This is a genomic window from Paenibacillus bouchesdurhonensis, from assembly GCF_900155685.1.
GTDB lineage: Bacteria > Bacillota > Bacilli > Paenibacillales > Paenibacillaceae > Fontibacillus > Fontibacillus bouchesdurhonensis.
This window is the reverse complement of sequence record NZ_LT732548.1, coordinates 4292513-4317004: the sequence shown is the minus strand read 5'-3', so window position 1 is coordinate 4317004 and position 24492 is coordinate 4292513. Positions and strand designations below refer to the sequence as shown.

The 24492-nt window shown below is 47.9% G+C and carries 20 protein-coding genes; 11 read left to right on the top strand and 9 right to left on the bottom strand.

Translation table 11 applies throughout. The features are described 5' to 3' along the window. Positions 1-48: 48 nt before the first annotated feature. Positions 49-1377 (bottom strand): ABC transporter substrate-binding protein, encoded by a 1329-nt coding sequence (locus tag CZ379_RS23795; RefSeq protein WP_110933887.1) that lies wholly within the window; start codon positions 1375-1377, stop codon positions 49-51. Positions 1378-1681: 304 nt separating this feature from the next. Between CZ379_RS23795 and CZ379_RS23790 the strand changes: the two genes are divergently transcribed. Further along, positions 1682-4225, top strand: a complete 2544-nt coding sequence (locus tag CZ379_RS23790) for a beta-mannosidase (RefSeq protein WP_110933886.1) — start codon at positions 1682-1684, stop codon at positions 4223-4225. 134 nt (positions 4226-4359) lie between these two features. On the opposite strand, the gene CZ379_RS23785 is transcribed toward CZ379_RS23790, so the two are convergent. Together CZ379_RS23785 and CZ379_RS27095 are read right to left on the bottom strand one after the other, a co-directional pair. Continuing rightward, the gene (locus tag CZ379_RS23785) at positions 4360-4998 is read right to left on the bottom strand and encodes a L,D-transpeptidase family protein (RefSeq protein WP_234404997.1); all 639 of its coding nucleotides are present in this window, start codon (positions 4996-4998) and stop codon (positions 4360-4362) included. Positions 4999-5198: 200 nt separating this feature from the next. Further along, on the bottom strand, positions 5199-9434 hold the full coding sequence (locus CZ379_RS27095) for a S8 family serine peptidase (protein ID WP_110933885.1): 4236 nt from the start codon (positions 9432-9434) through the stop codon (positions 5199-5201). Between the two features lie 365 nt (positions 9435-9799). Here CZ379_RS27095 and CZ379_RS23775 point away from each other — a divergent pair, with 365 nt between their 5' ends. Both CZ379_RS23775 and CZ379_RS27025 read left to right on the top strand, forming a co-directional pair. Then, positions 9800-10279 carry a DUF2569 domain-containing protein gene (locus tag CZ379_RS23775; RefSeq protein ID WP_199925753.1) on the top strand — a complete coding sequence of 160 codons (480 nt, stop codon included), beginning with the start codon at positions 9800-9802 and terminating at the stop codon, positions 10277-10279. 93 nt (positions 10280-10372) lie between these two features. Then, entirely contained in the window at positions 10373-10495 is a 123-nt protein-coding gene (locus CZ379_RS27025) for an avidin-fold protein (protein ID WP_267890506.1), read from the top strand. A 43-nt stretch (positions 10496-10538) separates the two neighbouring features. On the opposite strand, the gene CZ379_RS23770 is transcribed toward CZ379_RS27025, so the two are convergent. The 4 genes from CZ379_RS23770 to CZ379_RS23755 all read right to left on the bottom strand — a co-directional run bounded on the left by CZ379_RS23770 (position 10539) and on the right by CZ379_RS23755 (position 14487). Next, entirely contained in the window at positions 10539-11213 is a 675-nt protein-coding gene (locus tag CZ379_RS23770; protein ID WP_199925752.1) for an ABC transporter ATP-binding protein, read from the bottom strand. After that, the gene (locus CZ379_RS23765) at positions 11213-12325 is read right to left on the bottom strand and encodes an ABC transporter permease (protein WP_110933882.1); all 1113 of its coding nucleotides are present in this window, start codon (positions 12323-12325) and stop codon (positions 11213-11215) included. Before CZ379_RS23765 ends, CZ379_RS23770 begins: the two co-directional genes overlap by 1 nt. A gap of 108 nt (positions 12326-12433) precedes the next feature. Then, positions 12434-13813: a sensor histidine kinase gene (locus CZ379_RS23760; protein WP_110933881.1), complete on the bottom strand. Its 1380-nt coding sequence runs from the start codon at positions 13811-13813 to the stop codon at positions 12434-12436. Further along, positions 13810-14487, bottom strand: coding sequence for a response regulator transcription factor (locus CZ379_RS23755; RefSeq protein ID WP_110933880.1), 678 nt, complete (start codon positions 14485-14487; stop codon positions 13810-13812). The genes CZ379_RS23760 and CZ379_RS23755 overlap by 4 nt, the downstream gene beginning before the upstream one ends. A 198-nt stretch (positions 14488-14685) precedes the next feature. Between CZ379_RS23755 and CZ379_RS23750 the strand changes: the two genes are divergently transcribed. The 4 genes from CZ379_RS23750 (at position 14686) to CZ379_RS23735 (ending at position 18591) form a co-directional block, all read left to right on the top strand. Next, positions 14686-15609: a GNAT family N-acetyltransferase gene (locus CZ379_RS23750; protein ID WP_110933879.1), complete on the top strand. Its 924-nt coding sequence runs from the start codon at positions 14686-14688 to the stop codon at positions 15607-15609. 188 nt (positions 15610-15797) lie between these two features. After that, a complete protein-coding gene (gene nagZ, locus CZ379_RS23745) occupies positions 15798-17102 on the top strand; it encodes a beta-N-acetylhexosaminidase (RefSeq protein ID WP_110933878.1) in 1305 nt (434 codons plus the stop codon). A gap of 131 nt (positions 17103-17233) precedes the next feature. Next, positions 17234-17968, top strand: a complete 735-nt coding sequence (locus CZ379_RS23740; protein ID WP_110933877.1) for a DUF1361 domain-containing protein — start codon at positions 17234-17236, stop codon at positions 17966-17968. Then, complete coding sequence (locus tag CZ379_RS23735) at positions 17968-18591, top strand: GNAT family N-acetyltransferase (protein ID WP_110933876.1); 624 nt, start codon at positions 17968-17970, stop codon at positions 18589-18591. Before CZ379_RS23740 ends, CZ379_RS23735 begins: the two co-directional genes overlap by 1 nt. A gap of 150 nt (positions 18592-18741) precedes the next feature. On the opposite strand, the gene CZ379_RS23730 is transcribed toward CZ379_RS23735, so the two are convergent. Both CZ379_RS23730 and CZ379_RS23725 read right to left on the bottom strand, forming a co-directional pair. Continuing rightward, complete coding sequence (locus tag CZ379_RS23730; RefSeq protein WP_110933875.1) at positions 18742-19551, bottom strand: histidinol-phosphatase; 810 nt, start codon at positions 19549-19551, stop codon at positions 18742-18744. Positions 19552-19580: 29 nt separating this feature from the next. Next, on the bottom strand, positions 19581-20483 hold the full coding sequence (locus CZ379_RS23725; RefSeq protein ID WP_110933874.1) for a LysR family transcriptional regulator: 903 nt from the start codon (positions 20481-20483) through the stop codon (positions 19581-19583). 283 nt (positions 20484-20766) lie between these two features. Here CZ379_RS23725 and CZ379_RS23720 point away from each other — a divergent pair, with 283 nt between their 5' ends. From CZ379_RS23720 to CZ379_RS23705, 4 genes are all read left to right on the top strand, one after another. After that, complete coding sequence (locus tag CZ379_RS23720; RefSeq protein WP_110933873.1) at positions 20767-21228, top strand: chemotaxis protein CheX; 462 nt, start codon at positions 20767-20769, stop codon at positions 21226-21228. A gap of 91 nt (positions 21229-21319) precedes the next feature. Continuing rightward, positions 21320-22111, top strand: coding sequence for an SDR family NAD(P)-dependent oxidoreductase (locus tag CZ379_RS23715; RefSeq protein ID WP_234404996.1), 792 nt, complete (start codon positions 21320-21322; stop codon positions 22109-22111). A 142-nt stretch (positions 22112-22253) separates the two neighbouring features. Continuing rightward, positions 22254-23690 (top strand): DEAD/DEAH box helicase, encoded by a 1437-nt coding sequence (locus CZ379_RS23710; protein WP_110933872.1) that lies wholly within the window; start codon positions 22254-22256, stop codon positions 23688-23690. 55 nt (positions 23691-23745) lie between these two features. Continuing rightward, positions 23746-24492, top strand: a complete 747-nt coding sequence (locus tag CZ379_RS23705) for an ABC transporter ATP-binding protein (protein ID WP_110933871.1) — start codon at positions 23746-23748, stop codon at positions 24490-24492.

Below are 24492 nucleotides of genomic sequence, written 5' to 3'. Positions count from 1 at the left end.
ATAACCCATTTTGCGAGATGTACAAGGTTCTGCTAATTGACTAATAAATTAATATCCGAGATCCTGTTTTGCTTTGGCCCACGCTTTATTCCATTTATCTAACACGCTTTGGGGGTCTTTCGCCAATACGAATTCCTGGGCGATTGCCGGTAAATCGATTTGAGCTTTGTTGGAAATTTCGATGACCTTCGGATCGTCCGGCGTGCCTTCCTGAAGCTCTACCCCGGTGGCCTGGAACTCTGCGAGCTGTGTCAGCTTGGATTCGCGGCCCTCCAGCGGAGAGATGAATCCGGCGAAATCCTCATACCCTGAATCTTCCAGCATCCAGGTCAAGAATGCTTTGGTCGCTTCTAGATTTTTGCTATCTTTGCTTACGGCATAGAAAAAGTCCGGATTAAAGGCTGCTCTGATTTCGCCGGAGTTGTCGAAGGGAAGAGGGAAGAATCCGATGTTATCCGATTCGGCCCCAACGCCAATGACTTGATTGATGACCCAGTTGCCTAGGAAGTACATGCCCATTTTCCCGTTTGCTATGTCTTTCTTGGATTGCTCCCAGTTGGTGGAATTAATATCCTTCTCCAGATAGCCCTTCTCAGCCAGAGTTCTCAGCAGAGACATCGCTTTGCCATATCCGTTGTCCATCGTAAATGGCTCATCCATATTCAATCTGGCGTTCGGGAAGTCCTTATTGTTCTCGATCACTCTTGGCATATCGAACACCCAACTGCCCAGTGGCCATTTGTCTTTAAAGTTGGAAGAGAGGGGAATAACACCGTTTTGCTTCAACTTCTCGCAGGCCTCGAGGAATTCATCCCATGTTTTTGGAATCTCAGTGATCCCGGCATCGGCAAAAGCTTGTTTGTTATAAACGATTCCAGAAGTCGAGTTACCTGTCGTGATTCCGTATAGCTTGCCATCAAAAGATTTGAAGTCCTTAAAGGTTACTTCAGCGCTTAAATCCAGGTCATCAAGCGGTGCAAAATATTTTGGCAGGTCGGAGTTCGGAATATCCGGGATGAACATGAGATCAGGAAGCTCTCCGCTGGCCATACGTACTTTGATTTGCTGGTTGTAATCCGTCTGGCTCGCCTCGAACTCGATTTGGATGTCAGGGTATTTCTCATTAAAGCGTTTGACGTAGTCATCGTATTCCTTGCCGATCATGTCCGTCCGGTTGGTGAGGAAGGTAACCTTTCCGCTAAGCTTTGCGGAGGTGTCATTGCCGGCTGAATTTGATTCAGCCTTATTGGTCGAGCCGTTGTTTGGTGCGGTATTTCCGCCATTTCCAGTATTGCTTTTGCCTCCGCTGCAGCCTGTTAGTGCCGCGGTTAGTGCGAATACCATCATGAATGCGATTAATAAACCTTTCTTTTTCATCCCATTATCGCCCCTTATTCGTAATTTGATAGCGCTTACAGTTAAATTGTATCGCTTCGTTATTTAGGTTGAAATGTACTGAGTTGTTATTTATTGTCTTGAATTGGCTTATTATTGGCATGAGATGATCAGTTTTTAATAAGCGGGGGATTTTGTTTTGTTAATAAAATAACAGAATAATAACAAATAACTTCAATAATGTACTATAATAAATCATAATTCAAGTGATGGAAAGAAGAACTTGAATGCGTAATGTGAAATAATCAAGTCAGGAAAATTTACTACGTCATTGGATGGAGGACTTATGAGCACTCAACATCATGTATTGAATCGATGGAGTTTTAAAGCTTGTGATGAGACGGATTGGCTTACGGCAACAGTTCCGGGTACGGTGCATACGGATTTGCTGCGGCATGGCTTGATTCCAGATCCGTTCTACGGAACGAACGAGCATGATTTACAGTGGATCGATAAGAAGGATTGGGAATACAAATCGAGCTTCAAGCTGCCGGAAGGATGGCAGGACATGACTCGGATTGAGCTTATATTTGACGGTCTGGATACATATGCAGACATTTATGTGAACGAACAGCATGTGCTATCTGCCAACAATATGTTCAGAGCCTGGCGGGTGGATGTAAAGGCGCAGCTGATGGAAGGAAATAATGATATTCTCATTAAATTTCGGTCGCCGATTATGGAGGATCTGCCTAAGCTTGCCAAGCTTGGATATGCTCTGCCGGCAACGAATGATCAATCTGAGTTAGGTGGTTTGGAGGAGCAGAAGGTCAGTATCTTCGCCCGTAAAGCTCCTTACCATTATGGCTGGGATTGGGGGCCGCGGTTTGTGACTAGCGGCATTTGGCGTGAGGTTCGGCTCGAGGGTTGGTCTACTCCAAAAATCTCCGACTTGTTTATTCGTCAGGATGAAGTAAGCGCTGAAAAGGCTAAATTGACAGGCGTCGTTGAAGTGAATGCGGTATCTGCCTGGAGTGGGCGCCTGCGCATCGATGCGCAGGATATGAGCTGGGAACAAGAGGTGAGCCTCCAACCGGGATCGCAAACGATAACTCTGGATTTAGAGCTTGCTAAGCCAACACTATGGTGGTGCCGCGGGCTGGGTGAACCATCCATGTATTCATTTCGTGCGGCTTTGCTGCAGGCTGAGGAGATTATAGCGGAGAGAACCGTAAGAACAGGATTGCGGAAGATCGAGCTGATTCGCGAAAAGGATGAGGAGGGAACGTCTTTTTATTTCCGGCTGAATGGAGTGCGTGTATTTATTAAAGGCGCCAACCATATTCCAAATGACAGCTTCGCGACAGAGGTTACACGGGAGCGTTACCGCCATGAAATCGTCTCGGCGGTAGAGAGCAATATGAATATGCTGCGTGTGTGGGGCGGGGGAATTTATGAAGAGGATGCTTTTTATGAACTGTGCGATGAATATGGGCTTCTAGTCTGGCAGGATTTCATGTTCGCCTGCAGCATGTATCCGGGGGATGAGGCATTCCTTGAGAACGTGGCTGCTGAAGCTGAATATAACGTGAAGCGTTTGCGGAATCATCCGTCTATTGCCTTATGGTGTGGAAATAATGAAATTGACTCCGCTTGGGCGCATTATGCCTGGGGCACAGGCTGGGGCTGGAAGGAGAAATATGACAGCTCCGAGATTAGGGAGCAAATCTGGGCAGATTATAAGGCGGTGTTCCACCGAATTCTGCCTGAGGCCGTGAATGAATGGGCGCCAGGTACGGATTACTGGCCGTCCTCTCCGCTGCGCAGCTTGACCGGAGATGAGAATCAGCATGCAACTCAAGTAACGGGGGAAGGGGATGTTCATTATTGGGGCGTGTGGCATTCGGTAGAACCGTTTGATAACTACAATCAGAAAATTGGCCGATTCATGAGCGAATATGGCTTTCAGTCCTTTCCTGAACTGGATACCGTACTGAAATATGCACAGGAAGAGCAGTTGGAGCTGGAGTCCAAGGTCATGCTTGCTCACCAGAAGAACGGCAGAGGCAACCAGTTGATCAAGGAATATATGGGACAATATTTGCCGGAACCGCGAGATTTCAAGTCGTTCTTGTATATGAGCCAAATCCTGCAGGCGCAGGCGATCGAAACGGCAATCGAAGCTCATCGCAGACATAAGCCTTACTGTATGGGAACGCTGTATTGGCAGATGAATGACTGCTGGCCTGTTGCTTCCTGGGCGGGTATGGATTACTACGGCCGCTGGAAGGCTTTGCAGTATACGGTACGTCGCAGCTTCCAGGATGTCATGCTTTCGATTGACGATACGCAAGAAGGGGAATTAGCGGTTCATCTTATTTCCGATCTGCAGCAGCCTGTAGAAGGCACTTTGAAGCTGAGTCTATACGATTTTAGCGGCCAACTTCTGCATACGATGAGCCGGGAAGTGACCGTTAGTGCAGATGCCGCAGACAAAGTGTTCTCTGCCCGAACAGGTGAGTTGTTGGGAACTCATGATCCCAAGCGCGTGGTTTTGCTTGTTCAACTTGAACAGGGTAGGGTTTCACTGGATAGCAAGCATTATTATTTTGAATCATTCCGCGAGATTGAGCTGCCGGACGCTGCGATTACGATCGAAGAAGTTCCGGGCAGCGGCGGCACATCCTTTACGCTTCGAACAGATGCTCTTGCAAGACAAGTATGGGTGTTGGCGGCAGAAGAGGGGATTTTCTCCGACAACTTCTTCGATCTTATCCCGGGCTTGCCGCATACTGTAACTTTCCAGCGCCGCAGTTCCGGCGATGAAGCTTTTGTTCAGGATAAGCCGGGTATGCTGACGGTAAGATCTATGAAGGATTTTATAGCATAGCGTTTGTTGTTATGGTCAGTCCCAAGTCTAGTTAAGAGCTTGCAATGACTGAGCAACGAAGTTGAGAGCTGTTATTTAAGCCCTAGGCAACCTGAGCTTGCGCTCCAGGTGCTTGGGGCTTTTTGTTTATGCCATCATTCCAACAAGCCCAGGGCTTCATATACTTTCAGTGAGACGACACCGTTAGGAATGAGCCCATGATCTTTCTGATATCGTTTCAAGGCAGCCGTCGTATCGCCACGGAATTTACCGTTACAAACTCCGTTGAAATATCCGGCGCTTTTCAGCCTAGACTGGATGAGTTGAACTTCTCCCCCGACATCGCCTTCGGCTAAAGCTCTGGGATCATGCTTGGCGTTGCCCAGCACGTGTCCGAATATGGTTACTTTAGTGCCAACGGGAATCATATCGTACAGCTCGATCACATCTCTGTTACGCATCCGTATGCAGCCGTGGCTTAAGTGCTGTCCTATAGAATAGGGCTTATTCGTGCCATGAATGCCGTAAGTTCCCCAGGGTACGTTCAGCCCAAGCCAACGAGGGCCGAAGGATGCTCCCCAATCGGTTCCTTTGTAAATGACTTTGTATTCACCGACAGGGGTAGGCGTGGCTGGATTTCCGACCGCGACGGGATATGTCTTGAATTTTTGCCCTTGCATCCGTACGATCAGCTGATGATACTGAGGGTAGATTTCAATCGTATAAAGACCTTCTTCCGCCACTATAGGCAGTGAAGGATCTTTATGTACGGCAGCCTGGACGAAGCTTCCCATGGTCACCAATCCCAGCATGATAAGAGAACAAACTAATAAAGCCGACTTAAGCGGCATGCTAATGTTGCTTATGTTTTTTAGGATCATGATTTCACCATAGGATGTTTTTTGTTATGTGTAGTTTGTACTAAAACCGGACTTTCATACAGTACCCGAATAACAAATCAAAAAGGAGAGCTTTCGCTCTCCTATAAAATATTTTATTCTATCAATTCTGCTTGCCGCAGAAATTGGCGAAGTGCTGATGCCACTGTCTCTCGCGTTGTTGGCGCATTGGGCTGGAAGCTTTGCCCATTGTCGCTGTGATCCCCGCTGATGATGCCTGCGGCAGATAGCGTCTTAACATTTTCTAAAGCATAGCCGGCTATGCTTGCTTCATCTTTGTAAGCTTTTATAGACGGATTGCTTATCTTGAGTTCAGTACCTGTAAGTTTCAAAGCCCGGGCCAAAATGGTGCTCAACTCTTGACGGGTTACATAAGCATTTGGTGAGAATTTGTCTTGTCCTGTGCCCTGGATTAGCCCAGCCTCATAGGCCGCCGCTACATCATCTGCATACCAAGCGGTAGAGGACACATCCGAAAATGTCACGGCTCCAGCAGCTTGAAGTCCCAGCGATCTTACAAGCAGGGAGGTGAACTCGGCGCGAGTCAAGTTGTTATTCGGTGAAAAGGCCTCGGCAGAGGTTCCCTGAATAATAAATTTGTTCGCTAAAGCGGTAATGTCGGCTGCTGCCCAGGAGCTAGCGATATCCTTGAAATGAACGGAACGTTCTACGGCAGCATATACGGAAAAGCCGGGACGGCTAACTGTTACTAACGTCGAACCGTCCGCTTGCGCGTTCATTACAGAAGCGACAGGGCGGATGATGCCGCTGCTCTCATAGAGGACGCCCGCTTGATTAGCCGCGATGCTGCCCGGAATGGTGAAGGCTCGTTTGATAAATACATTGCTCGGTGTTTCCATGGGCTTCTTAGTTGTGCCGACTATCCAATTTGCTTCGAATGATATAGGAGAACCGATTACCTTTGCTCCGGAAGCGTTAGCGTTGAACTTGAATTTGTCGGATTCCGCCTTCGAAATATGAATTTCAAGCTCAGCACCAGACGGAGCCGAGCGCAGCAGGGATGCTGGCAAGGCGACGGCGGAGCCCTCAAAGCTTACGATGATCGTGCTCTTTGTATTCAACTTTTCAGCTAATTGCTTAAGCTGACTAGGGCTAAACCTTACTCGGACATGATGCTGATCATTGTCTGGAACTGCGATAATCAGCGCTGCTGCCTCGTTGTTGATGGAAGTCAGTGCGCTCATCAAGTCATCGTCAAGAATAGTTGTGGCCAAGGGCTCCTTCGTATTACCCGTGTTCGGTGTAATAACGATTTGTTTTTGTCCTTGCTCAACTACCGCTACTGCTGATGGTTCAAGGTCGGCGGATTGATTTGGTGTAGGCTTGGCAGGGGTGGCTGGTGCTGGAGATGGAACCGCTCCACCGGCCCCTCCGGGAGCAGCGCTGCTACCACCGCCACCACCACCTCCAATGCCTCCACCAGAGCCTCCACCTTCGCTGTTTCCACTAAGATCTACTTGCAAAGAAGAAAGGGCCTTATATTCGATCTTTTTATCGCCCTTCTCGACAATTTCCCCGTCGGGGGTAATTTGAGCAGCGGAAACTAAAATTTTATATCTTCCGGTATTAAGTTGTGCTGTAGTTCCAGTTAACTTACCGTTAGCGTCGACTGGGTAATACGTTCCGTTTATGCCAGGAACAGTATATACTCCAGGCGCAAAACGCTCATTCAGATCATCAGTTGCCTCGGCTGCAAAATAACCCAGCAGCTCATCCTTTAAATTTACGACTACAACCATATAATAGTTCGTATCTGCTGCCGTCAATCTGAAAGTAAGGTCTGTAGACTTCTGACTGCTCCGATTTGGATAGATGGTCGAGTGTGTCAGCTTCACTTCCTGAATGCCAAACCCGTTATCGGGCTGTTGATTGCCGACATATAAGGTGAAAGGCAAATGAAGTGAAGGTTGCCCTGGGCTGGTCAGGTTAACTTGACCTTGGTAAAAGCCTTCTTCTGCATGATTTGCAACACGCAAATCAAGCTTCAGAATAGAAGCCGATTTAGCAGCTGCAGTGATCGTGCTTTTATCAAGCGAAATTTCTACTTCCGAATTAGCTTGATGCCATTCTACGGAAGCATCATAAGTTACTGGCTGATCGGAAATGTTTTTAAGCTGCAGATTTTTGACCGCGACTCCTCCTTTAGCAATCACGCCAAAGCTCGCTGAGGAATTGTAGTTAATAACGTTTTTCGGCGAATAATTCGAATCTAAGATCGTAATCGGTTCAAGAGCCTGCAACAATGCCGGGGTCTTGATCGCTTGGCTAACATTTACACGTCCGGCCCCTTGTTTGTAAACATCATATCGATTGTTATTTTCATCTCGAATGACATCTGCCGTATTGGCAAGCGCCGCCCGTATATCAAACGGTGTCCAATCGGGGTGCTGCTGCTTGAGAAGAAGCGCTAAGCCCGATACATAAGGGGTAGACATACTAGTGCCGTTTGAACGCATATAAGCCTTTTCATAGGAAGCGTTCGAATCATTTTTGCCATATGCCGGATAAGTGGACAAAATAGATACGCCTGGCGCCATGACATCCGGCTTGATGCTCAGGTTCGCGTCTGCATTTGGCCCCCAAGAGGAAAAGCTGGCCAAAATGTCGCCGCGCATCGTTTGAAGTTCGTAATTAGCCCCGAAGGCAAACTGGAGGGATAAGTCCGGATGATTCAAAATAGCTTTTGCTAAAGCACGTCCTTCTTTTCCCTTCATATCAAACGCTGGTATAAACAGCGGATTGTCGCCAAGCGTGGTGTCGATATAGCCGTCTCTATCTGGGATGAACTCATTTAAATTCGCATGATTTCCGTCTTCTATCCCATTGAAAATAACGATAGCTTTAGCGCCGAACAATCCGGCATAAGCTACTTTTTCAGTAAAAGATGACTTGCCTCTTGAAGCCAATACGACTTTACCAGCCACATCCTTGTTTGCATAGTCTTTGGCATCGCCCAGTCCTACATAAACAACATCGATTGGATCGGTACCAAGAATTGCTTTTAAGTCCTCTCTTCCGCTTTGCCAGCCAAAGGCAATCAGATCGGTCGTTTCGTAGGTGCTTAACGTGGCTGAAGTCGGAACAGCGGTATAGGCCGCATCTGTTACGGATTTGGATTTGTCCACAAACTGATAGGATAGCTCGCTATGGTACAGTCTGCTCTCGCTCGTAACTGCACCAACTGCGATCCCCAGCTGTGAAGTCGCGGGGGAACCCATTGTATAGTTTCCAGGTCCGGCATTGCCGTTGGCGGAAACGACGATTACGCCGGACAAGACGGCGTTATTGATTGCGATGGCATCCGGAGAATTGACGTTCTTCTCTGTGTCCGAGCCTAAGGACAGGTTGATGACGTCCATACCATCCTTGACCGCTCGTTCAATCCCATCAATAAGCTGTGCGGAAGTACCGGATGCTGTAGTGGGCTCTTTTAAATCGCGCCCAAGCACCTTATAAGCATAGAGTTCCGCCTCGTATGCAACGCCTTTCTGAGCGATGCTGCCTGATGTATTGGCACCTCTGCCGACGAGGATTCCCGCAACATGGGTTCCATGCGAGGTACCCCCGTATCCCTTTCCATGAGGGTCAGCGGCGGGCGTTAGTGGAATCTCTTCATAGGGATCCTCATCTTTGTAGAAAGAATCATAGCCGCCTTTATAAGCATCCTTCAAATCGGGATGCTCATAGTCTACCCCGGTATCGACAACGCCGACTTTGAGACCTTTACCTGTTAATCCTTGAGACCAGGCGATATCAGCTCCGATTTGCTTCAGCGGAGTTTCATCATAGTTGACTGCTTCATCTGTGCTGGCGGAGGCAATCGGAATAGGATACCAGATACTGTTCTCTTGAATGGATTTGACTCCCGGAATTTGGGCAAGCGAAGGGATTTCGTTGGCAGGAATCGTGATTTCGAACCCGTTAAGCACCGTGTTGTATTGATAATTTACTTGCAGATCCAGTCCTTGCTCCTTGGCTTCTTCTAGGAAATCCTGTTGTTCGACGCGAACTGCCGACTCAGTCGCTGCTGCTGCAAGTGATCGAATACCGACTCTCGTCGCATATTTGCCTACAGCAGCCGGCTGGCCATCGAGCTGGACAATGACACGAACTTTGCTTTGAGAGCTGGTGTTAATTCGAGGCGAAATGAACGTCTCTGCCGATTCAGATTCAATAATTAGATCATCAAAGGATTGCAGCGGTAGTATCGTTGAAGCGGCAGCACTGCCCCCACCAGGAAAAGCTCCGAGCAGCAATCCGAAAGCTAGAATTACAACAAACCATTTACGAAACCAAAAACCTTTTTTCAAATAACTCCCTCCACTTGGCTACTAAATTTGGATTTAAGTCCAGTTCAGTTTGATATCATATGCAGAGCTTTTTCGCGGAACGATATCAGTCCTCCTCATGCACTATTTTTTTGAAGAATTGATAGAATGGTAGGGAAAAAATACTAATGAAGATTTTACCATCCTTAATAGAGAATTGCCATATCATACTCATGGAATGAAAGAGTGGAATATTGTATGTTTTTGTCACATTATCGGATATAATGAAACAATCTAATAAAAAGGGAGGTTTTTCCTAAATATTATTGATTGTCATGCAGGATAAAGTACGACTATTATAATGGAAGGGAGTGTATACATTGGAAACAAATGGAGGATACAGGCATGTGGAAGACCCCCCACTGGGCGTATCGGGTTTGGGAGGATGGTTGGTACTCATACAGATCGGCTTGTATATTTCGATCATCGCAAGATTTGTGACTATGATTCAATCGCTTTCTATGCTATCAAGTTCGGGAACAGGGAGTATTCTAACCTCTCCTGACTCGCCGTACTATCATCCTATTTGGAAGACGGCTTTTATCTTCGAAGGTGTATCTTCGGTGATCATGCTTCTATTTACTATCATTATTCTAACAAGTTTCTATCAGAAAAAGCTCATACTGCCTCGTTTAATGATCATTTTCTATAGTGTGAATTTTCTATTGCTGTTGATTACCATCCTGATGTTAAATGAAATTCCATTGGCTAAAGAGGTGCAAGGCGCAAATAGTATATCCACGCTGATTGGCGGTATTTTGGGATGTGCGGTATGGATTCCGTATTTTATCAGATCAGAACGCGTAAAAAATACATTTAGGAACTAATGCCAGTCATACATAATTTCAATCGCTCGCTACGGTGAACCAAGGTGGAGAACTGGACATGAGATACCATCATGTAAATGAGAAGGGAGAGCTATGACAGGGAAATGCCATTCCCGTCCGATCCTTCTGCCCAGCGGCAAACTTCAGTTGCATGAGGAGTGGCAATGGACGTGCCGCGATTACTCCAAAGGTCGTTCTATTATTGAAGAGCAATAGGCCTGGACAATCTCTTAGGAAGAGATCAGCCGGGCCTATCCCCTTACTCGGACAGTTTTCCGTCTTCGATATAGACGATGCGATCGCAGAGATCCAGCATCCGCTGGTCATGCGTCACCATTACAGCCGATTTGTTACGGAGCTTCACTTCGTCCGCCAGCATTTGCACGACATCCCGGCCGCGATCCGAATCAAGACTGGCCGTTGGCTCGTCGGCGAGAATGATTTCCGGGTCGTTCATCCAGGCTCGGGCGATGGCAACGCGCTGGCGTTCACCGCCGGAGAGGCTGTCCGGATAATGATTTCGCCGATGTGCCAGTCCGAGCCGCTGCAGCAGTTCCTCGGCTTTGGCTTGTGCTGCTTTGCTCGGGCTCCCGGATAGCTTGGAGATGAGCAGCAGCTGATCCGTCACTGTCAAATAAGGAATGAGGTTGGACGATTGAAACACGAATCCGATCTTCTCTAGGCGAACTTGGTTTAACTGAGGAGGAGATAGATCGGTTATATCCTCTCCACCTAGCGCAATTCTTCCGCTTGTCGGCGAGAGCAGTGCCCCTGCGATGGACAGGAACGTGCTTTTTCCTGCGCCGGACGGGCCGACGACAGCTACGAATTCCCCTGCTTTGACTTCCAGTGAAACGCGATCAAGCACTTTAACCGAAGAATCTCCGTCGCCATATACCTTGCTTATATCCTCCAGCAGCAATTTATCACTCATTATGCAGCCCTCCCAATCGCTTCGATGGCGTCAATTTTTACGACACGGTACAGTGACAATAAGGAGCCGATTACTGCAACTGCTAGAAACAGCGCCGAACAGAGTAATACGAGCTGCGGGCTAAGATCAAATGGCATACTGCTCGGCAGGATAGCCGATACTCCGTAGGTAAGCCCAATGCTGACGGCGAGGCTAACAACGGATAGCGTCAATACCTGGGCGATGATGTTGCGGGCCAGGTACTTTGAGCTGGCTCCGATCGCTTTCAGCACGCCAAACTGGTTCATTTTTTGAATCGTGATTACGTAGAAAAATACAGCCAGGACAAATGCAGCGATAACGAACAGGAAAGCAATCATCATCAGCAGGGAGCCCTGTTCCTCTTTATAACCGGGAATCCCCTGCAAAGCTTGATCCATCGTAATTACTTCAATATCTGAAATCGAATCTCCGATTTGATCGGCTTTGGCGGAATCAGCTTGAAGCGCGATGGCATTATACTGAATTCCATCCCCTGCCCCTCCTCTTGAAACTGCGGCTTGAAGAGAACTCCATTCGCCGAAATTCACATGAATGACCGGAGAGTGGCTGAAGGATTGTCCCTTCGTAAAGCCGATTACTTTGAATTGCTGACCGGACATTTGCTCTTCCAGCACATCTCCGAGCGCGACTCCCGACTCTTTAAAAGAAAGATCAACAACCGCCTCGTCCAGCGTATCGGCGTCAATCATGCGGCCCTCCACGACTTCCGGCATCAGCATGCCGCCTGTCTCAATAGCAAACAAAGTGGCGTCCAGCTTTTTAGTTTCGCCGGCTTTCGTTACGGCGGTCATTTGAACGCCGAGCGGGGATGCGGATGCCTCATCCGTAAATTCACGGATATGCTGCAGCTGGGCCTCCGGCAGCGACGAGCGGGTAAGCCTGTGATCCGATTCCTTTTGCAGTATCAAATAGTCCGTATTCATATTCTGAATGGACGAGGCATTGTCTGAGGACAGGCCTTGAGCCAGTCCGGATACAAAAAGGACTAGCCATCCGATCAGCACCATAATTAGAGCGATTAGCAAATACCGCATTTTTGCGTGTTTCAACTCGCGCAAAGCTAAAAACATAATAGCTTCATCTCCTGTCTCCTATAGTCTCTCTATCAGGCTCTGAAATAACTATAAGAGTTCTCTATGAACGGAGTATGAACACCATTTATTCACAGTACAATTTATTTAACGGCTTGGGAGATAGATGTGAAATGCAGTTCCTGCGCCGAGCTCGCTCGTTACTTCGATGCGTCCTTGATGGAGCGCGACGATTTTTTGCGTAATGGCCAGCCCCAGGCCGCTGCTGCCTTCCTTGCGATCCCTCGCTGGATCTACCCGGTAGAAACGGTTGAACACGTAAGGGAGATCCGATTCGGCAATGCCGATCCCCGTGTCTTTAATGACTACATGGCATAGCGTTTCCGTCCGGCGCAGCCGAATGGCGATGGTTCCGCCGGGTTCTGTGTATTTAATGCTGTTCGTAATGAGGTTGATCCACACCTGATGCAGCAGCTTGTCGTCTCCGATAATAAAAGCCGGGGGGAGGTCGAGTTCCACCGCCAAATCCTTCTCGCGCCAGCTCCATTCCAGCATGAATAGCACCTGCCTGATCTGGGCGGACACATCGAACATCAGCTTGTCCAGAATCGTTTCCTCTTTATCGAGCGAGGCAAGCATAAGGAGCTGCTTGCCGAGCTGGGACATGCGGCGGCTCTCATTCTCAATAATCGCCAAATAGCGCCTGCGCTGCTCCTCTGTCAAATCCTCCGATTGCAGCGTATGTGAGAAGCCTTGAATCGAAGCGAGCGGCGATTGGATTTCATGCGATACATTGGATACGAATTCCTGGCGCATTTGATCGAGCTGCTCCAGGCTTTTGGCCATCTGCATAAAGGTTCCCGCCAGCGTTCCGATTTCGTCCCGCCGCTTGACCTCCAGCTTGATGTTGTATTTGCCCTGGGCGAGCATTTTGGTCGCCTCGGTCAATTTCACGATGGGGTTCACAATATAGCGGGTACTAACGACGACGAACAGGATGCTTAACAGAACCGAGAGAATAACCAGCACCGCGAAAAAAATCCTTAGTTCGCCGAACAGCATTCCCACGTTAGGTCTTACGAACAAAGCATAATCGTCACCGCCAGCGTGCAGCGGCACGCCGACCGTGTTGATCAGCACATTGTCAAAGAAGCCCGTCACGAACGGGCCTGTCGTAAATTTGGAGACGCCGTGGTACTCCTCGCCGTGAATGACGCTTTGGACGACATCATTGCCGAGCTCCGTTTCCCGGAAAGGGTCGCCGTAGAAGCTTCCTTGCTCCGAGGCCTGAACTAAATACATTTGGAAGCCGAGTTCCCCAATATGGTTTAGATAAGCCTCTGGATGCAGATCCGGGTTTTCCTCGTAAAAGGTGCTGATACTCTTAGCCATCGTCGTAATTTTCTGATCATTAAAGGGCTTCAGGAGGTGCTGGTAATAAAGGTTGGAGCCGATAAAGGCGATCAGAAAGCTTAGAATCATGACGAGGATCGTCGTGATGACAATTCGTAAATACAGCGTCTTCATCGGGGTGCGACCTCCAGCTTATATCCCACGCCGCGTACCGTAGTAATGCTGAAATCCTGATTTCGTTCTCCGAAGCGGTCGCGAAGGCGTTTGATATGTACATCCACCGTCCGGTCATCCCCGTCGAAGTCCGGCCCCCATACGAGCTGAATAAGCTCTTCCCGCGTGAAAATCCGATTCGGATAACTGGCGAGCTGCGACAGCAAATCAAATTCCTTCATCGGCAGCATGAACAGCTTGCCATTGCTGTGCACCTCATAGCTCCGCCGGTCTATGACCGTATCGTTCAGCCGAATCGTTTCGGAATTCACCATCTGATAGCGGCGCAGCAGGGCTTTGATGCGGAACAGCAGCTCTTTCGGTTCAAAAGGCTTCGTCAAGTAGTCGTCCGTTCCTACGGCAAAACCTCTCTCTTTGTCCACTAGCTGATCTTTAGCTGTAAGCAAAATAACGGGAAAATCATAATACTCCCGGATTTCCTCACAGAGTTGGTAGCCATCCTTATTCGGCATCATCACATCGACGATGGCAAGATGGATTTGCTGGGAGACAAGGCGTTCGGAGGCCTCTTTTCCGTCAACTGCTTCAACTACGGCATAACCTTCCGACTCAAGATAATAGCGCACAAGCTCGCGAATATGCGGGTCATCATCGGCAATAAGAATATGGATCACGTATTATGCATCTCCTTAATTGAACTATAGAACTATAGAACGGTTAACTTCATATCCAACTCATGCCAATATACCGCAATTCCTGGCTTTTTCACAATTAGAATGCGGGCAATTATGAAGTTATTGCAAACGTATGTGTGCATCGTTATGGTAAAATAATGCTATTCCTGCATTTGAAAAAAAGGAGGTTCATTATTGATGATGATAACCAAAGCCGAAAGAGCCGATTTGCCTCATATTCTAAAGCTCCAATATCAAGCCTACGAGAGCGAAGCTCAAATTTATAACGATTACCAAATCCCTCCGTTGACACAAACCTTGGAGCAGCTCGTTGAAGAATCGCACTCGCAGATCATTCTAAAGGCGGAGCAAAGCGATGGGCGAATTATCGGTTCGGCAAGGGCTCATGAAGGGAATGGAACTTGTTTTATTGGAAAAGTCATTGTCCATCCAGATTATCAGAATCAAGGGATCGGCACTGCGCTCATTCGGGAGCTGGAGCAGCGCTTTGCTCACTGCGAAAGAATAGAGCTGTTTACGGGACATCAGAGCGAAAGAAACCTGCACCTTTATAAAAAGCTCGGTTATAGCGTTTGCCGTACGGAGCAGGTGCATGACCGATTAAATCTCGTATACCTGGAGAAACTTATGCACAAAGATGAGAAAGCGAAGCTTCTGGCCTCGTTTCAAGACTGGATTCACTTCTTGAAAAAACGACAAGAGCAGGGCGATGACGTTTGGGACGCGCCCCTCTCCCCGGGAAAATGGTCTTTGCGTGCCGTTGTCAGCCATATTATGCTATGGGATCAATATTTCTACGACCATGCGATCGATAAGGTATGGAAACAAGAGCCGCTTGCCTTGAAACATACCGATTACGACGAATTCAACAAAATCGCACAATCATACAGCGAGCAAGTTAGCGTGGAGGAGCTGATCCGCCAGTCTATCTTCTATCGGGAACAGATTATCGCTGCCATCCGATCTCTTTCAGAAGAGCTGTATGAACAGGAATATGTGGACGGGGATGGACACCCTTTTTTCGTAGCACAATACTTAAAGGACTTCATCTGGCATGATCAGCATCATATGGCTCAAGTAGAGAAGAAGAACGGGGAATAATATGCATACGTTCCGGTCTTACCGCCACGTTTGCTTGAGATGGGGAAAACGGCTGTTGAAAGCGAGCATAATAGTGATTCTGATTTTATTCGGAATGCTTAGTTTTCTGCAAATTGCATTTGCCATGATTATGTGGCTATACTCGAACTCGAACGGCCAGACATAATGAACAGACAGGAGGCAGCTTCATGAAGCTATGGTTGCGGTCAGGGCTAATTGTTGTACTAATAATTGCTATAACGGCGGCTTGTTCGCCAAAGCAAGCTCCAGATAATAATCAGAATGTGAAAACCCCGAATACTTCGCAATCGAATCAACCGGCGCCTGAAGCCGGATCAGAATCAGGCTTGATAGGGGATGGGAATAGCAGCGGCCAGGAGGAAGATCAGGCCAGGGGCATACTAAAGCAGATGAGCACGGCTGAGAAGCTCGGTCAGTTGGTATTGGTCGGGGTCGAAGGCACGACTCCTGACGATACGGCGCGGCAATTCATAGAGGACTACCATGTAGGCGGGTTTATTTTTTATAAAAATAACATCAAGAGTGCCGATCAGGCCCTAGCCTTCTTCAATCAGCTAAAGAAAATAAACGCGGAGAGCAAGGTGCCCCTATTCCTGAGCGTGGATGAAGAGGGGGGGCGCGTGACTCGAATGCCCGAGGAATTCAAAGCCTTGCCAACCGCTGAAATAATTGGCGCTTCGGGAAGCAAAGAGCTGGCAGCAGGCTTGGGAAGCGTGATCGGCAGAGAGTTGAGCGGGTTCGGTTTGAATATGGATTTTGCACCAGTGCTGGACGTAAATAGCAATCCCAATAATCCGGTTATTGGCAGCCGAGCCTTTGGAAATGATGTGGAAGTCGTTAGTCAGATGGGCATTGCCATGCTGCAGGGGATCAAGCAGGAAGGGGTGATTCCAGTGGTGAAGCATTTTCCTGGGCATGGCGATACTTCAGTTGATTCTCACTTGGGCTTGCCTGTAGTGGAGCATGATTTGGAAAGGCTGCGGCAGCTGGAGCTGGTGCCCTTCGTCCGTGCAATCGAAGAAGGAGCGGATGTGGTGATGATTGCCCACTTGCTCATGCCGGAGCTCGATGCCGAACACCCGGCTTCATTCTCAAGAGCGGTAATTACTGATCTGCTGCGCGAAGAACTGAAGTTTCAAGGGGTAGTCATTACGGACGATATGACCATGGGTGCGGTTGTAAAACACTATGATATCGGGGAAGCGGCGGTCAAATTCATTCAGGCCGGGGGAAATATCGTCTTGGTCGGACATGAGAAGGACAGACAGCTTGCGGTGATCGATGCATTGAACCAAGCAGTAAAGAATGAACAAATTACGCTAGACATGCTGGACGAGCGTGTATACTCTATTTTGAAGCTGAAAGAAAAGTACGGTTTGCGTGACGAAGTCGTAGACGGGCCGGATATTAAGGCCATCAATGAAGAGATCATGAATATTTTGAATAAACATAAGATCAAGCTAGTCAAGTAACAATCTTACAGCCTATTTATTTCCAAACATATGTTTGTCAACATTGTAACTTTCCGCCTTCGTAGAACGTCTAAAGCCTGAGGGGACATTATAGCATATAGAAAGCGTCGGATATGGAGGAGGCATTGCAAGTGCAAGGTTGGAGAGAGCTCGGTTACCCCGGTAAATGGATTTTGTACATGATTCTTTTTGTTGCCACATTGATAGGTATGAAATATGTTCTACATACACAACTCCCGGACGGGGGGAGACCCCCGTACTTATTTATGCTTTGGAACACCTTCTTAGCCTGGATTCCACTAGGTTTGGCCGTTGTTTTGGATATGATCAGCTTGCTTAAAGGAAAAATGCTGAAGCTAGTTCTCTTTCTCGGCGCCGGCTTGCTGTGGCTGTTTTTTTATCCCAATGCCGCTTATTTAATTACGGATATGCTTCATCCGTTTCATCGTTACCCGATTGGTTCTGGTGCGGGAATACGTTTCTGGGAGGAGAATCTGTTCTGGGATCACCTCTTTACGATGTTCTTTGCCGCACTGCTCGGCCTGGCGATCGCTTCGGCTTCTTTAGCTTCGGTTCATGCGCTCGTACGTAAATATTTGGGTGCGGTGATGGGCTGGATATTCGCCGTTTGCGTTCTTCTGCTCAGCTGCTTCGGCGTTTATTTAGGTCGGTTTATCCGCTGGAATAGCTGGGATGTACTTCAGGATCCATTGCGTATTATCGGCGAAACGATCATATATTTGATGGACTTTGAATATTTGCGTCATGCGATCGGCTTCTGTAAATGGATATTTCTCATTTCATTATTCTGTTACGTGTTTGCTTATTATTTTGGCGTTATGCAGGACAATAAAGCTAGGAGGTAATGGATACAGAAGCGGAGATCATTGAAGCTGAAGAGGGGGCAACATGGATGGCTATTCATGTCAAAGAGGGAATCAGCCGGGGATTTCCGGTACTGGAGAGTCCGCGGCTTAGATTACGGAAGATTACCCAAGAGGATTGCCTGGATTTGTATCAGTGCATGACAAATCCGCTGGTCAGCAGCAATACTTCCTTCGAGCCGCAGACCTTGCTGTTCCCAGCCCGGCTATTCCGATATTTTACAGAATGTTACGAGTCGCTTCGAGATTTGCATTTTGCCATAGAGTTGAAGCAATCCAATAAAGTTATCGGGGTATGCTCGTTGCAACATTGGGATCAGTTCAAGAGCAAAGCGCGGTTAGGCTATTTATTGTCGCCAGCATGTTGGAGACAGGGGTATGCGACGGAAGCAGCCCGGTCTTTAATCGATTTCGGCTTCGAAACCTTGGAGCTTGAGCGAATCGAGGCGCGCTGTGCCTGGGATAATCCTGCATCAGAGCGCGTCCTGCAGAAATGCGGGATGAACTATGTCAAAACGGTACCAACGGGATCGAAGAAGCAGGGAGATGAGGAGACATCTCTCAAATTATTTGCAATGAACCGTGGAGGAGAAATTGCCGATTAGTTTATTAAAGTCTATCGTTTGTTACATAAATGAAATATTACTGTGATCGTTCTCTAACAGTAAGGGGGTACACTTAATACATGACCCCCTTTTGAATATATTTGTCTTTGGAACCCAGCGCCGTATCGCATGGGTTCTCTTTTTTTGTTTTTACAACGGAACGGTCTGCTTTATTTTGTTTTTATAATATACCCATTTCGTGAAGCCGATTTCTTTGAGCCTGGCGGCAACCTCTTCCCACTCGTCCGCCACGCGCGCAGGAACATGGGCATCCGATCCGAAGGTGACCTCGACTCCGAAATGCAGTGCTCTCTCCAAAATGGAATCCGAAGGATACCAGCCGCCGGACAGCTTCGTCTTCCCAGAGGTATTGATCTCTATGGCAACGCCTTCCTCCGAGATGACCTTAAGCGTCTCATCAATCGCTTCAGCGGCAGGGATGTCCGAAAATGCAGGATAATTTCCCTTCATGGCATCGATATGCCCCAGAATCTGAAACATTCCGCTTCGTGCCGATTCACGAATCAACGCATAATAGGCTTCTTTATCCGCGACATGCTGCTCTGTGCTTAGCTTTTTCCAACGATTCTTATTAAAAATGCTTACGTTCCCGACACTGTGCACCGAGCCGATGACATAATCAAACGGATATTGCGCAAGCGTCTGGCGATATATTTCCGCATGCTCCGGAAAAAAGTCGGACTCGATACCTAGCAGAACATCGATTTTTCCTTCATATTCCCGTTTGAGCTGAAGCACTTCCTCTACATAATGTTTAAAGTCTTTTTTGGCCATCGCTATACGTGGAAAGGGCTGCTCCTCCGGGCTGCCGAAATAAGGGGTATGGTCGCTGATGCCAATGACGGATAACCCCTCTTTGATTCCGGCTTCGATATAATCGCGGATGTTGCCGTCGGCATGGCCACAGCGGAAGTGATGAGTGTGCAGATCGAATTTCATGGTGATACTCCTTTTTTATTCAGAATAGATTATTCGGAACTAATAAAATGAGTTTCTGGCATTCCTTTCAAGTCATTCAGGAATTGCTGCATTGCCGAATTGATGTAACGACTAGACTTATATATGACGCCAACAGGATGGGTCGTTTCAAGCTCGGGGATCGGTACGATCTTTAATGTTCCCTGACGGAGCTCGCGCATGACCGATTGCTTGGATATGATTGCGGCTCCTAAATTGATTTCCACCATTCGCTTGACTTCTTCGCTGCTAGACAGCTCCACTACGATTTCTGGTTCTATGCTGTGCTTTCGGAATACTTCATCCACGAACCGTCTGCCCACCGTGTCAGGAGACAGCATAATCATCGGTACTTCCCGCAGCGAATCGAGCGTGGGGGATTGTGCTCCTGCAAGCGGATGAAGCGGAGACACGACAAGCTCGAAAGTATCATAGTACAGCACGGATGCATGAACCTGAGGATTGTTCTCGATCAAATAGCCGATGCCGATGTCAACGAGTCCTTGCTCCACATTTTGATAAATTTGCGAGGAGGGCATAGATTGAATCGTCGTCTTGATCAGAGGAAATTGATCTTGGAAATAGGATAAAATTCGCGGCAAAATTTGTATGGCAATCGAAGTAGTTGTACCGAGCACGATATGTCCTTGTGGAATATGTTCCATATCGGAAAGTTTTTGCTTCAATTCCTCAACAATATCAAGAATAGCTTCGGCACGCTCAAGAAATACTTGCCCGCGATCCGTCAATGTCACGGGCTGATTGCGATCAACCAGCACCGTATTGAACTCATCCTCCAGGCTCTTGATTTGTGCGGAAACTGCAGGCTGAGTTAGGTTGAGCAGTTCTCCTGCCTTACGAAAACTTTTGGTCTTGGAAATCATAAGCAGTGTTTCCAGTTGGCTTATGTTCATCCGAACTCTCCTTTCGCAGCTGTTGTCCAGCTTAATTTGCTGCCACGACGGCGAACATGTTCATTTCATTAATTATAGGGGATTAGCCCTTCATAACGCAATGCGTGGCATCGCCCCCAAAGAGAGCCCATGGTATGAGGAAAGAAATGCAGAATGCAGAAAATTGCATTGTTCGATTTTTAATGACTTATCTCTAGGAATAAAGTATAATGTTGTAAAAGTGGAAAATTGGGACTTTTGTAATGAATTAATTACTTCCAAGTGTAAAGGGGCGCATATAATAGTGAAAGCGGAAGTGATAAATCCTTTTCTGGAATCCGCACGTTCGGTTATTGAGCAGGTTATTCAAATTTCACCTTCTACCGGAAATCTTGGTGTCAAAGATATTAAGCCGGAGCATGATCATATATGGATACAAATCGGCATGACGGGCCATTATAGCGGCATGGTTGTGTTTGGTCTGCAAGAGACGGTGGCGCTGCGCATCGTATCGGCCATGATGGGCGGATTTGTTCTTACCGAAATGGACGAGATGGGTCAAAGCGCTATTTCGGAGCTAGGAAATATGATAAGTGGAAATGCCAGTACGATTTTATCAAACCAAGGCTACGCCGTTGATATTACCCCTCCTCAAGTCATTAAAACCGACACAGCCATGAATGGCACACTCCCTCGCAAAGCACTTTGCATTCCTCTAATGATGGATGGCATCGGAGAACTGGATATTCAAGTCATGATCTCTTAGAATAGAATTATGGAACTAGGAACTAGCTCTAGAAGATGTATTTTTGAAGGGCTAGTTCTTTTATTTGTGTTTGAACTACCCTTAGGAAGGGATGAGAGATGAAATCATGCCGCTAACGAATCAAGTTATTGTTGTGACCGGGGCTTCCAGCGGGATTGGAGCCATGGCAGCCCAAATGCTGTCGGAACGTGGCGCCATCGTTATTCTGGCCGCCCGGTCGATGGATAAGCTGGAGAAGATCGGAGCTGGGCTAAGAGGCTCATACAGGCTATTATCCATGGATGTTGGGAACGATCAATCCGTTGAAGACGGGTTCAAGGAAATTTACTCGCAATATGGCCGAGTGGATTGTCTATTGAATAATGCTGGATACGGAAAGTTTACATATTGCGATGAAATGCAGCTGGATGAATTTTCTGCTATGATGAACGTGAATTATATGGGCATCGTAAGATGCACCAAGGCCGTGCTTCCTTATATGAAGCAGGCTCGTGCCGGGCGTATCGTCAATGTGGCTTCGATTGCGGGCAAGCTGGGAACTTCGAAATCCACAGCTTATACAGCAACCAAGCATGCGGTGCTGGGCTTTAGCAGCGCGCTCCGCCAAGAGGTTCGGGAGTACGGGATCAAAGTAACATCGATTAATCCGGGCCCGATCGATACGCCATTTTTTAATTTGGCCGATCCGAGCGGACATTATGTTAATAATGTGAAATGGTTTATGATGAAGCCTGAACGGGTGGCAAGAGCTATAGTATCTGCTGTGGAGAAAGGTCCTGTGGAAGTAAATTTGCCATGGGTTGCCGGGGCTGGCGCGAAGTTCTATCAGTTGTTCCCCCGTCTCGCGGACATGTTGAGCTACCGGATGTTAAATAAGAAGTAGAATAAAACCGGCTGAAGGAGTCAGCCGGTTTTTTTGGGGAGTGGAAACAGCGCGAGGAGTTAAAAAACATGGCGAATTTGGTGGGATTTGCTGTTATCGCATATAATGTAAGATATGACTTTTACGGTGAGGATGAACATATATGAATACGATAAGTTTTGCCGGATTAGGTATTGAGGAGCCGCTATTGTCTAGATTGGCGGAATTCGGAATTTTCGAGCCTTCGCCTGTACAGGCGGAGAGTATTCCCGCAGCGCTGAGCGGGCGTGATATACTGGCCCAGTCACAGACAGGAACGGGAAAGACGCTGGCTTATTTGTTGCCGCTATTACAACAAATGAATCCGGTCGAGAGAGCGCTGCAGGGTGTTATTCTAGCGCCAACTCAAGAGCTGGCAATGCAAATCTTTCGCGAAGCCGAGAAATACGGTGAGCCGCTGGGTATAGGTGTCCAAGCCTTGATCGGCGGGGCATCGATCAAGCGGCAGCTGGAGCGGCTGAGGCAGCATCCGCAGCTGGTCGTAGGCACACCGGGGAGAATCCGTGAAGTGCTGGCTCTGCGCAAGCTTAAGCTGCATACGGTGCGTACTGTTGTAGTCGATGAAGTGGATCAAATGTTCCAGCTCGGGGGAACGGCCGATGTCGAGCATATTTTACGAGGAACGCTTCGGGAACGTCAGCTGATGTTCTTGTCGGCCACAATTAATATGGAAATCAGAAATCTGGCTGCTCAGGAGATGAAAGATCCGGCAGAGATCGGAATCGAGCCGGAGCAGCGAACCGCAAAAAGCTTGGAACATATTTATTTTATTACGGAGGAACGCGACAAAATCGACATGCTTCGAAGAATCATCCGGCATTATGATCCGACTAGAACGATCGTGTTCATTAATCATACGGACAATATTGCCGAGATTGAGGCGAAGATGAATTATGTGGGCCTTCAAGCCGGAGCGCTGTACGGCGATGCCGACAAAACAGTTAGAGCCGCAACTTTACGCCGTTTCCGCGAAGGGAAAATCCGCGTGCTGGTCGCGAGCGACATTGCGGCCCGTGGTCTGGATATTGAAGAGCTTGACCTCGTGATTAATCTTGATCCTCCGCCGGACACCGAGCATTACGTACATCGCGTTGGACGAACGGCAAGAATGGGGAGAAAAGGGCTGGCCGTATCCATTATTTCAGCTAAAGAGCATTTTATTATTCGGAAATTTTCGAGAGAGCTTGGAATCAAAATTTCCGCTCGGGAAATGTATGCTGGTAAAGTGATTGAACCGGATTCTGCCTCCAGCGGGCGGGGCAGTGCAAAAGAAGCCGGCCGGGCCTCTGAAGGAGGCCGTGCAGCCGCAAGAAAGAGCTCCGCAAAACAAGTCGCCCCAAGACAAGGGTCTTCGAAAAGAGGGGCTGAGAACAAAGCGGATATTTCTGCCACATCCTCTGGGGCAAATGATGCGGCAAAGCGATTTGGCTCAGGAGTGGTTAAGGGAAATAGTCGAACATCCAAGAAGAATGAGCGCGATCAGGATCGCAAAAATAAAGGCGCCCCTAGATGGCTGAAAGATAAGCAAAATAAGGGGTAAAGTAACAACAAACCGGGAGTTTCGGTTGAAAAGTTGACGTTAGGGGGGAACGATTGTGAGTGAAATGCCCGTATTGCAAGTGGAAGAACTAAGCGGGGGCTATAGCCTCGGTCGTCCTGTGCTTCATGATATTCAATTTGATGTACAGCCGGGAGAAATGGTCGGTCTCATTGGTCTGAACGGCGCGGGCAAGAGTACGACGATGAAGCATATATTGGGGCTGATGACACCGCATCGGGGCGGTGTCGTGATTCAAGGCAAGACAAGGGATGAGGAGCCGGAGACTTACCAGTCTTCTCTGGCTTTTGTTCCAGAATCGCCGCTGCTCTATGAGGAACTGACGGTGAGAGAGCATTTGGAATTCGCCGCCAGAGCCTACAACGTGGGGCAGGAGGATTATGCCAAGCGCTCGGAACGGCTGCTCAAGCTCTTCCATATGGAAGAGAAGGCGGATAGCCTGTCGATGCATCTATCCAAAGGCATGAAGCAGAAGGTAATGATCATGTGCGCTTTTGTGGCCCGCCCCCCATTGTATATTATCGATGAGCCATTTCTGGGCCTTGACCCGCTGGGAATCCGTTCCTTGCTGGATTTCATGCTGGAGATGAAAGAGAGCGGTTCTTCGATCCTGCTCAGCTCTCATATTTTATCGACCATTGAAAATTATTGCGACCGATTTATTGTCCTTCACAAAGGCAGGGTCATCGCTCAAGGCAGTTTGAAGGACATTGCCGAACAGGCTCAAATGCCTGGCGCATCGCTTGAGAATATGTTCTATGCCTTGGTCAAGGACAAGGAGTAA

Bases quoted from the DNA above. Each gene is read 5' to 3' on its own strand.
- CZ379_RS23795 (WP_110933887.1), bottom strand. From the start codon at position 1,377: ATGAAAAAGAAAGGTTTATTAATCGCATTCATGATGGTATTCGCACTA.
- CZ379_RS23790 (WP_110933886.1), top strand. From the start codon at position 1,682: ATGAGCACTCAACATCATGTATTGAATCGATGGAGTTTTAAAGCTTGT.
- CZ379_RS23785 (WP_234404997.1), bottom strand. From the start codon at position 4,998: ATGGGAAGCTTCGTCCAGGCTGCCGTACATAAAGATCCTTCACTGCCT.
- CZ379_RS27025 (WP_267890506.1), top strand. From the start codon at position 10,373: ATGACAGGGAAATGCCATTCCCGTCCGATCCTTCTGCCCAGCGGCAAA.
- CZ379_RS23770 (WP_199925752.1), bottom strand. From the start codon at position 11,213: ATGAGTGATAAATTGCTGCTGGAGGATATAAGCAAGGTATATGGCGAC.
- CZ379_RS23765 (WP_110933882.1), bottom strand. From the start codon at position 12,325: ATGTTTTTAGCTTTGCGCGAGTTGAAACACGCAAAAATGCGGTATTTG.
- CZ379_RS23760 (WP_110933881.1), bottom strand. From the start codon at position 13,813: ATGAAGACGCTGTATTTACGAATTGTCATCACGACGATCCTCGTCATG.
- CZ379_RS23750 (WP_110933879.1), top strand. From the start codon at position 14,686: ATGATGATAACCAAAGCCGAAAGAGCCGATTTGCCTCATATTCTAAAG.
- nagZ (WP_110933878.1), top strand. From the start codon at position 15,798: ATGAAGCTATGGTTGCGGTCAGGGCTAATTGTTGTACTAATAATTGCT.
- CZ379_RS23735 (WP_110933876.1), top strand. From the start codon at position 17,968: ATGGATACAGAAGCGGAGATCATTGAAGCTGAAGAGGGGGCAACATGG.
- CZ379_RS23730 (WP_110933875.1), bottom strand. From the start codon at position 19,551: ATGAAATTCGATCTGCACACTCATCACTTCCGCTGTGGCCATGCCGAC.
- CZ379_RS23725 (WP_110933874.1), bottom strand. From the start codon at position 20,483: ATGAACATAAGCCAACTGGAAACACTGCTTATGATTTCCAAGACCAAA.
- CZ379_RS23715 (WP_234404996.1), top strand. From the start codon at position 21,320: ATGAGAGATGAAATCATGCCGCTAACGAATCAAGTTATTGTTGTGACC.
- CZ379_RS23710 (WP_110933872.1), top strand. From the start codon at position 22,254: ATGAATACGATAAGTTTTGCCGGATTAGGTATTGAGGAGCCGCTATTG.